The sequence below is a fragment of the Proteiniphilum sp. UBA1028 genome, from assembly GCF_002316955.1.
GTDB lineage: Bacteria > Bacteroidota > Bacteroidia > Bacteroidales > Dysgonomonadaceae > Proteiniphilum.
Genome location: NZ_DCEN01000031.1, coordinates 31,092 through 40,024, shown reverse-complemented (window position 1 = coordinate 40,024; position 8,933 = coordinate 31,092). Strand labels below are relative to the sequence as shown.

Annotated in this window: 8 protein-coding genes; 1 reads left to right on the top strand and 7 read right to left on the bottom strand. The window is 46.1% G+C overall.

The features are described 5' to 3' along the window. Positions 1 to 1,686: PDZ domain-containing protein (locus tag B3Z75_RS04225; protein WP_294068094.1), on the top strand; the 1,686-nt coding region annotated here is incomplete at its 5' end. Between the two features lie 59 nt (positions 1,687 to 1,745). On the opposite strand, the gene B3Z75_RS04220 is transcribed toward B3Z75_RS04225, so the two are convergent. The 7 genes from B3Z75_RS04220 to B3Z75_RS04190 all read right to left on the bottom strand — a co-directional run bounded on the left by B3Z75_RS04220 (position 1,746) and on the right by B3Z75_RS04190 (position 8,743). Further along, entirely contained in the window at positions 1,746 to 2,168 is a 423-nt protein-coding gene (locus tag B3Z75_RS04220) for a VOC family protein (protein ID WP_294068092.1), read from the bottom strand. A gap of 78 nt (positions 2,169 to 2,246) precedes the next feature. Next, positions 2,247 to 3,086 carry a VOC family protein gene (locus B3Z75_RS04215; RefSeq protein ID WP_294068090.1) on the bottom strand — a complete coding sequence of 280 codons (840 nt, stop codon included), beginning with the start codon at positions 3,084 to 3,086 and terminating at the stop codon, positions 2,247 to 2,249. A gap of 96 nt (positions 3,087 to 3,182) precedes the next feature. Next, entirely contained in the window at positions 3,183 to 4,091 is a 909-nt protein-coding gene (locus B3Z75_RS04210) for a TIGR01777 family oxidoreductase (RefSeq protein WP_294068088.1), read from the bottom strand. 17 nt (positions 4,092 to 4,108) lie between these two features. Beyond that, positions 4,109 to 4,792 carry a zinc metallopeptidase gene (locus B3Z75_RS04205; RefSeq protein WP_294068086.1) on the bottom strand — a complete coding sequence of 228 codons (684 nt, stop codon included), beginning with the start codon at positions 4,790 to 4,792 and terminating at the stop codon, positions 4,109 to 4,111. 626 nt (positions 4,793 to 5,418) lie between these two features. Then, positions 5,419 to 6,678, bottom strand: coding sequence for an adenylosuccinate synthase (locus B3Z75_RS04200; RefSeq protein ID WP_294068084.1), 1,260 nt, complete (start codon positions 6,676 to 6,678; stop codon positions 5,419 to 5,421). Between the two features lie 6 nt (positions 6,679 to 6,684). Then, positions 6,685 to 7,191 (bottom strand): Fur family transcriptional regulator, encoded by a 507-nt coding sequence (locus B3Z75_RS04195; protein WP_294068082.1) that lies wholly within the window; start codon positions 7,189 to 7,191, stop codon positions 6,685 to 6,687. 97 nt (positions 7,192 to 7,288) lie between these two features. Beyond that, positions 7,289 to 8,743 (bottom strand): glycoside hydrolase family 10 protein, encoded by a 1,455-nt coding sequence (locus B3Z75_RS04190; RefSeq protein ID WP_294068080.1) that lies wholly within the window; start codon positions 8,741 to 8,743, stop codon positions 7,289 to 7,291. Between the last annotated feature and the right edge of the window lie 190 nt (positions 8,744 to 8,933).

Genomic DNA, 8,933 nt, shown 5'->3' with positions numbered 1-8,933 from the left:
TGCAATGACGGAACCACCCTCTCACCCTACCGGGAAGATTCCGAACCCTACGTCAGTGAAAAAGACAACATGGAGGATAATATGAAGCAAGAGAAGAAGAACGGTAAAGAAGAAGATAAAAAGTCATTGTCAGCCGAAGAAATACGGGTAGAGATTGATTTTGACAGGATCGGCAACCGCATAGAGGCGTTGCCCCTGCCGGCAGGGAGCTACCGCATCATCGGATCAACAGATGAGGGACTCCTCTACTCTGCTGGCAACAAGATCATGCGTTATCATATCAAGGAGGGAAAGTCGGAAGAGATACTCGACGGCGCAAGCTTCGGCGCCCTTTCTGCCAATGGCAAATCGTTGGTCTACCGTACAGAAAAAGACTATGCCGTAGCGAGGACTGAGCCAGGACAGAAGAACGGAAGTGGAAAGATCAACCTGAGTAATTTGACCATGAAGATCGAGCCCCGTGCGGAATGGAATCAGATCTATGCCGATGCATTCCGCATATTCCGCGACTATTTTTACGTAAACAATCTGCACGGCGTCGACTGGGAAGGGATACGCAAAAATTACGGAGCACTGCTACCCCATGTACCCAGTCGTTTCGACCTTGATTATATCCTAAACGAGGTTGTGAGCGAAACCAACACTGGACATGCTTACGTGGACTGGGGGGATATCAACAGGGTAGAGAGAATTGACGGCGGACTGCTGGGGGCTGAACTGGAGGCCGACCTTACTGCTCAACGCTACCGTATCCGAAAGATTTATGCTGGTGAGAACTGGAACGAATCCCGCCGTTCCCCCCTCACCGAAAGCGGGATAAATATCAAAGAGGGAGACTATCTTCTTCGTGTAAATGGACGGGAACTCACAACAGCACAAAATCCATACGAGTTATTGGAAAATCTGGGCAGCCGCCATGTGGAACTGACGGTCAACAGTAGCCCTTCCTCTTCCGGAGCTACAGACTACAAGGTGAAAACCGTCACCAGCGAGACTGAGCTACGGTACCTCGACTGGGTGAGAAGCCGCCGCGAAATGGTAGACCGGCTCTCTGGGGGTACAATAGGATATATACACGTACCCAACACTGCTATCGAAGGAAACCGGGAACTTTTCAAGGGAATGCTTGCTTATAACGACAAGGAGGCGCTGATTATTGACGACCGCTATAATGGTGGCGGTTTTATCCCGGACCGGATGATCGACCTCCTCAATCGGCGCACCCTTGTTTACTGGTATCGCAACGGTCTGCCGCAACCGATGAAGTCGCCCGGCATTGCCCATGATGGCCCCAAGGCAATGCTCATTAACGGTTACTCCTCCTCTGGTGGCGACGCGTTCCCCTATTTCTTCCGAAAAACGGGCGAAGGGAAGCTTATCGGCACCCGCACCTGGGGAGGGCTGGTAGGTATCTCCGGCAACGCACGCCTGGCAGACGGAGGTTATATCTCCGTGCCTCGATTCGGCATCTACAATGAAGATGGTCAGTGGATCATCGAAGGTGTCGGCGTCTATCCCGATATCGAGGTGGTGGATCGTCCCGAAGAGCTGGCCAAAGGCAACGATCCGGCCATTGAAAAAGCGGTGGAAGTCCTTCTGGATGAATTGCAAAAAAATCCGCCCCGGAAAGTCATTGCTCCGGCACCACCGGACCGGTCGCAGTGGATTGAATTTGACGTAAAGTAGGAATCTTATTCCACATATAAGACGCCTACTCCCATTCAGGCCGAAACGAAGGTTCAGGATTATCTCAAAGGATAATTGATCATCCACCAGATGCCATATTTGTCTCTGAAGTTTCCGAAGTAGTCTCCCCAAAACATCTCTTCCATCGGCATCTCCACCTCACCGCCAACCGAAAGTTCGTTGAAGAGGCGATCAGCCTCTTCACGGCTGTCGGGTGTAAGACTGATGTAGTTGTTGTTACCCGGCTTGAACTGTGATTTCATGTGGCCCGGCACATCTGATCCCATCAGAATATTCTCCCCAACTGGAAGACTTACATGCATCACCCGGCTGCGATCCTCGTCGGAGATATCCATCCCTTCCACGTTGAATTCCCCCATTCTGGACAAATAGGTAAACTCACCCCCAAAAACGGACTTATAAAAATTGAACGCCTCTTCACAGGTACCATCAAAATTGAGATACGGATTTAATTTTGCCATAATTGTAAATGTTAAATAAATTGCAAAGAATTGAAAAAACAAGATGATATTGAAAATACCACCGTTACTTCCCTTCGGCTATTCAGCTGCTTCCTGCAGCTTCCGGATATCTAGTTTCTGCATGGTCATCATCGTCTCCATCACTTTGGTCGATTTCCGTAAAAGTTCCTTCATCACGGCAGGTGTTATCTGCCAGCTCACCCCAAATTTGTCCCGCAGCCAGCCGCACCTACTCTCCACACCACCATCGGCAGTCAGCTTATCCCAGTAGTCGTCGATCTCTTCCTGCGTGTGGCATTCCACCACAAGCGACATCCCTCCGGTAAAATCAAAAACATGAGGATACGAACTATCCATGATCATCAACAGATAATTGTTTACTTTGAACTCAGCATGCTGCACATGCCCGGCTATCTCACCTTCGTTGCCTGTGTATCGGAGAATGCCTCTTTTTTCGGAAGCGGGAAAGACCGAAGTATAGAAATCGATTGCCTTTTCTGCTTTACCGTTGTTTTCACCCACAAACATCAGCGTAGGCACCAGCTTCTGGATAATATCTTTCTCTTCGCCGGTATAGAGCTGCCAAGACACACCGAAACGATCTTCCACCCATGCATATTTCCGGCTGAAAGGATAGGAATCCAGCTGCATCAGTTCTCTGCCACCGTCACTCAATTGTCTGTGCACAGTTTCTACTTCTTTTTCGTCCGTTGTCAGATACATCAACGAAAAAGATGGATTGGGACGAAAGATTTCACCACCATTTAACAGCATGATCCGTTGCCCTTCCATTTTCAATACAGACACCCACTGATTTTGATCCACGATTTCGGTTCCCGGAAAAACAGACAGGTAATAATCAGCCACTTCACGCGCATTGTTGTTGCACCAGATACAGGGGTATACCAGTTTGTCCATAATCACATTATTTAGAATGAATCTACAGGACAAATATAAAACGAATATGTATAAAAACAATTCTTTCTATGTTTTTTTTGGAAATGAAGAGATACTTCAAAGTGAATCACGAATGGCAATCGCGACAGTAGGGTATAAAAACTGATAACCGGCATGGAGTATTTTTTCCGAAGAGACCGGGCTTCCTTCCAGAATCATTCCGGCCGCTTCACCCAATAAAAGCTGCAGCAGAAAAGCCGGTATTTTGGGAAAGAAAAAAGGACGTTTCATCTCCGCTGCAAGTGTTTTCATAAATCCGGCATTGGTAACCGACTCAGGGGAAACAGCATTAAAAACTCCCTGCATTGTATTATCTTCTATCGCCTTCAGATATATCCTGCAAAGGTCATCCAAATGAATCCAGGGCAGATATTGCCTGCCTGTACCCAACGGTGACCCTAAGCCGAATCCGGTGGGCAGCTTCAATTTTCCGAAAGCTTCGTTATCCTTTGAAATAACGAAAGCTGTACGCAATGCTACGGTGCGAACTCCAAGTTCTTCCCGGAAAGCAAATGCTGCGGACTCCCACTTTTTACAGGTTCGGCTCAGAAAGTCATTTTTTGCAGGATTATCTTCCTCGGTGAATATCTTACTGCTCGTCTGCATTCCATAATAACCCACCGCAGAAGCCGAAATGAAGGCATCCGGCTTTTTGGTCATCGACTGGCAAGTCTCCAGTAAGAATTTGGCAGTCTGGACCCGGCTTTCCACGATCTCTTGCTTCTTGCGTCGCGTCCATGGCTCCTCTCCCAGGTTCGACCCAGCCAGGTGAACAATCACGTCCGCCTGTTCAAGTGCTTCCCTGTCTATTTCATTTTTATGGTAATTCCATCTGTATCGGGGTATTTCGGCATTCACATGCCGCTCCCTGCTCAACCAGATCACACTGTATCCTTTCTCTCTGAGCATGACCGTGAGCCTTCGTCCGATCATCCCCGACCCTCCGGTAAGCAGGATTGTCTTCATCCTATTAACAGGTTATTTTATCGTCTGTTGCCACTCATGGCGATCATAATATAGTAAAGAAGCGTGGCGAGCGAACTGAGGGCTGCCACCACATAGGTGTATCCGGCCCAACGCAGGGCATCCTCTGCCTGGTTGTGGTTGCTCACATCTGTAATCCCGGCAGTACTAAGCCAGCGTAGTGCCCGGTTGGTCGCATTTTTCTCTACTGGAAGGGTGATAAAGCTAAAAAGAGTAGACAAAGCAAACATCGCGATACCGAACCACAGCAGCATGGGGAATGTCTCAATCAGAATAATTCCCAACAGGAGTACCCACATCACCCATTTTGAAGTCGAAGAGATGACAGGCACAAGGGCAGAACGTAGTTTTAACGGGGCATATCCTTTGGCATGCTGCAGCGCATGCCCTGTCTCGTGTGCGGCTACTGCTGCAGCAGCCACGCTGTAGCTTCCATATACCGGCTCGCTGAGATTGATCGTTTTGTTGAGCGGGTTGTAATGGTCGGTCAGTCGCCCTCGCACAGAGATCACCTGCACATCATAAATCCCGTTGTCGTGTAACATTTTTTCCGCGACCTCCCTACCTGTCATTCCGTTACGCAGGGGTACTTTTGCATATTTTTTAAACCGGCTCTGCAGGGTTGCCTGCACTACCCAACCGGTCAGGGCAATTCCGATAAATATAATCCAAATTAAAGCCATAAATCTATATTGTATTTCTATTTAACATTTTCGCACTTTCAAAAGTTCACTTTCTCATGAGCATGAACACTCTTTCTAAGCATAATTAGCAAAAATCATACCAATAAACGACCTATTGTCATAGAGACAGCATAGCGCAGTCTTTCCTTAACCACTTCATATCAAAGCAAAAAAAACGATCGTAAGCATAATCCCCAAGCCAGTCAGTGCAAATCCTCGTTTGCTCTTCCTGGTGCTAAATTTAAACATAAAAAAGGAAGATACCGCAAGAAACAGGAGTAAAATACCGTAGATGGTGTTAAACAATGACAAACGATTGTTTCCGGTTACCGTATGCAGATTGACAAGTTTTTTAATAACGGTGGATAATCTTTCCGGCAAATTTTGTTTCAAATGGGACACTGAGGTTTGTTCCTTTTTTAAAAAATCGGTGTTCCGGTAAACAAGCAACACCCCACTCAATACCTACACAAGCGTCAACCCTAAGGTTAAAAAACCGACATCCCGATGGAGAGACCTCATGAAGTATTTGAATTTTTAATATTTTCCACATTAATTAAAACACAACACCACACAAAGTATCCAAAATGGATGTTTTGTGCGGTGTTAATTATGTCAACGCCGATCTAGCGGATAATTGTCTGTGCCCTGTCCGGTCCGAGTGATACAATGGCGATAGGTACACCCAGCTCCTCCTCAAGAAAAGTGAGGTAGTTGTTAAATTCCTCAGGAAATTCATCTTCCGACTGCATCTCAGTCATATCGGTCTTCCAGCCCGGAAGTTCCACATACACCGGCTCAATACCTTCCGAAATATCGAATGGCAAATCATCCGTTTCCTTTCCGTCGATCTTGTACGATACACAGGCTTTGATAGTATCAAAGCTATCCAGCACATCGCTCTTCATCATCACCAACTTAGTCACCCCGTTCAGCATCACGGTATAGCGCAACGCCACCAGGTCGATCCAACCACAACGGCGCGGGCGACCGGTTACGGAACCATATTCTCTCCCCTGATCCCGCAATAATTGCCCATCATCATCGAATAGTTCGGTAGGAAACGGTCCACTTCCCACGCGTGTGCAATAGGCCTTAAAGATGCCATATACCTCACCGATCATTTTCGGTGCAACACCCAGACCTGTGCAAGCACCCGCACAGATGGTATTGGAAGAGGTGACAAAGGGATAGGATCCGAAGTCGATATCGAGCATAGCACCTTGTGCTCCTTCAGCGAGGACATTGCCTCCGTTGGCCAGATGTTTATTGATAAAATGCTCGCTCTCGATAATCTGAAACTCTTTCATTTTCTCCACCCCCTCAAACCATTCCTTTTCCAGTTTGGGCAGAACACCTTCCCAATCCGAAGGATCCAGTTTTTCCTTGTGGCGCTGCACTGCATTCCGATATTTCTCGTCGAAATTATGAAACAAGTCCCCTACCCTCAGTCCATGGCGGCTAATCTTGTCTGTATAAGTGGGGCCTATGCCTCTTCCGGTAGTACCGATTTTTGCCTCGCCCATGGCCTTTTCAGAAGCAGCATCCAGCAATCGGTGGGTAGGCAGGATCAGGTGTGCTTTTTTGGAGATATAGAGTCTGTCGGTAAGCCTGTGTCCCGAGGCCTCCAGAGCTTCCACTTCCTGTTTGAACAACGCAGGGTCAATCACCACTCCATTCCCGATAATATTTATTTTTCCTTCCTGGAAAATCCCCGAGGGAATCGATTTCAGTATGTATTTTTCGCCTTCAAATTCAAGGGTGTGCCCGGCATTGGGTCCACCTTGAAAACGTGCTACGATCTCATAATTGGGTGTGAGCACGTCCACCACTTTTCCTTTTCCTTCATCGCCCCACTGGAGGCCTAAAATTACATCAACTTTCATTTTCGACTATTTATTATCGGTTTTATCACTTCTGCCGCGTGCCAGTTTTCTCAATTCCATCTTTTTGGCATGACTACATTTGCTGCATATACCGTAAATATACATGCTATAATAACTTACCGTAAATTTTTTAATTTTCTTCAATTGAGCCTGTGTGAGCAGGTCGCTATTTTTTGTCTCCCAAACTTGTCCACACGAAGTACAGATTAAATGATCGTGGTTTTCATTCACATATGCTCTCTCATATTTTGACACGTTCCCGCCAAACTGATGCTTTACAACCAGGCCACAATCCAACAACAGTTCAATTGTATTATAAAGGGTAGCCCTGCTTACACGAAAATTCACGTCGATCATCGACTTGTAGAGCGTATCCATATCAAAGTGCCCTTTGGTGGTATAAATATGATCAAGTATCGCAAAACGTTCGGGCGTTTTCCGGTGTTTATGCAGTGTGAGATACTCCATAAACTCATCACGCACTTGTTTTTTTAATTTCTGACTACCGTCCATTGCTACAAAATTATTCCATTTTATTGATTAAACCTAACGATACGTTCTATTTTTTTGTCCAAAACTATTCAAATATAACACATTGTTATCGTGATTATTACTTCAATGTTTCGGAATGATAGAAAAAGGCTGGTACGCTTGCCTCACTTTCGTTATGATAGGAGTCCGAAACGGTAATATAGTAATAGTAAGCCTTGTCATCATCAGGAATATGGAATTCCACATGGGGTTCACGCAATCCCACCGCCAGTATATTTTCAGCATCATCGGTGCTAAATTCTTCGCTTGAACTTCTGTACACGTTGTAAGTTACTCTATTTTCCTTGTTTTTAGCCTCCCACTTCAGTTGAAAAATGCCATCCGGCAGTTTTTCGGCTCGAAGATCGTAAGGTTTTTCCGGTACAGAATCAGACAACCAGGTCAACGAAGGGAGTTTTGCCGGATATTTGTAATATGTTTTCAGTGCTTGAAGAATACCTTTGGTGTTCGAAAGCACATTTTCGGTTCGAAAAAAAGCCTGCCCGGTTGTATTTTTCATGCGTGTATACTCCAGCTGGCTGAGGATGTCCTGACGAGACCATCCCAACTCAATCATCTGGTAAGCCCCGAGTCCGGGAACCACAATCCTCCCGTTACCGTGATTCAACCAGTCATCCACATAAGGATAGAATAACTGATCCTTATAATACATCATCGGATAAATAGCATCGTGTATTCCTGTCTTCATCCATTTAGCGGCATCTTGGTATACTGTTTCAAAGGCAGTCCATCCATGGCCCTGAGTTCCCAGAGTTCGATATCTGCCCAGGGGGGAACTGCTCACCTGTACCCATGGCTTTAATTCTTTCACCCTGTCATATGCTTTTTTCACAAAGCGCGTGATGTTGTCTCTTCGCCAATCAGCCCGTGTTTTTCCTTTTCCGTGAAGCCGGTACATCCCATCATCGGGAAACTGGCCTCTGTTATCCGGATAACGGATATAATCAAAATGAATGCCATCCACATCATAGTTATCCACGACCTCCTCCACTATCGAAAGCAGATAATCGTCCGTTCTTGGATTACCGGGATCCAGAAACCATTCACCTTTAAACTTTTTTGTGATGGAAGGGTTCTTTCTAGTTACGGATGATGCGCCCAGACTTTTTACATGCTTGTCTCCTCCCAATGGATAAGTTATGATCCAGGCATGGCACTCCAAGCCGCGTTTATGGCATTCTTCGACGGCAAATGCCAGCGGATCGAATTTGGTGCGACCCGGGCTATCTGTAACCATCATTGACGACATTGGCTCTATACGGGAGTTGTAAAAAACCTCTCCGCGTGCCCGCACCTGGAACATCACGGTATTGAAATTGTTTTTTTTAAGATTATCCAGTATGGCGATCAACTCTCTTTTCTGCTCATCCTGGCTGATTCTGTTTTGTGGCCAGTCCAAGCCATAGTTTGTGGTCAGCCAGACAGCTCTTACTTCCGTTGACGGCATGCCGGAGGAAAATGTCTCCGGCGTAATACATAACAAAAGAATGAGCAAAAGATATATTTTGTCCATTAATTATACACGATCTAAACTTTTTGCATACAAATATAACACAAAAATATCGGTTTCACATTGCAGTCTAGGGAGGTTTTCGTGGCAAAACATCCGAAAAGAAAAACAAGACGGCTCCAAATGAGAAAACGTTCCTCCACATACACGTAGAAGAACGTTTTATTCGCTTGGAGCGGAAGACGGGACTCGA

What these genes read in the sequence shown, in the direction of transcription:
- B3Z75_RS04220 (WP_294068092.1), bottom strand. Translation starts at nt 2,168, where the DNA reads ATGGCAAAATTAAATCCGTATCTCAATTTTGATGGTACCTGTGAAGAG.
- B3Z75_RS04195 (WP_294068082.1), bottom strand. Translation starts at nt 7,191, where the DNA reads ATGGACGGTAGTCAGAAATTAAAAAAACAAGTGCGTGATGAGTTTATG.
- B3Z75_RS04210 (WP_294068088.1), bottom strand. Translation starts at nt 4,091, where the DNA reads ATGAAGACAATCCTGCTTACCGGAGGGTCGGGGATGATCGGACGAAGG.
- B3Z75_RS04190 (WP_294068080.1), bottom strand. Translation starts at nt 8,743, where the DNA reads ATGGACAAAATATATCTTTTGCTCATTCTTTTGTTATGTATTACGCCG.
- B3Z75_RS04215 (WP_294068090.1), bottom strand. Translation starts at nt 3,086, where the DNA reads ATGGACAAACTGGTATACCCCTGTATCTGGTGCAACAACAATGCGCGT.
- B3Z75_RS04200 (WP_294068084.1), bottom strand. Translation starts at nt 6,678, where the DNA reads ATGAAAGTTGATGTAATTTTAGGCCTCCAGTGGGGCGATGAAGGAAAA.
- B3Z75_RS04205 (WP_294068086.1), bottom strand. Translation starts at nt 4,792, where the DNA reads ATGGCTTTAATTTGGATTATATTTATCGGAATTGCCCTGACCGGTTGG.